Below are 259 nucleotides of genomic sequence, written 5' to 3'. Positions count from 1 at the left end.
GCGCCGCCCTTGCGCATCGTATGCGTGTGCCAGGCGCTGGCCGTGTTGATCCTCTTCGATCAGGCGGCCCTTGGCGTCGTAGCGGAAGCGATTGATGTAGGTGGTGCCGCTTTGCACCGCTGCCGCCGTCATGCGCCCCGCTGCGTCATAGCGATACACGAGCTTGACATCGCCCGCATCGATCGCCACAGGCCGATCCCCCGCGTCATAGCGATACAGCCACACTCCACCATCGGGCCACGTCTTCTTGATCACGCGC

1 protein-coding gene is annotated in these 259 nt (G+C 64.5%); it reads right to left on the bottom strand.

Features of this window, described 5'->3' with window-relative positions; all coding sequences use genetic code 11:
* A partial coding sequence (locus tag RVY79_RS20250) for a hypothetical protein (protein WP_317466376.1) occupies positions 1-259 on the bottom strand: 259 nt, incomplete at both ends.

The organism is Chromohalobacter sp. HP20-39 (assembly GCF_033052815.1).
In the GTDB taxonomy this organism is placed as follows: domain Bacteria; phylum Pseudomonadota; class Gammaproteobacteria; order Pseudomonadales; family Halomonadaceae; genus Chromohalobacter.
The sequence above is the reverse complement of the archived record's forward strand: the minus strand, read 5'-3'. Positions and strand labels throughout refer to the sequence as shown.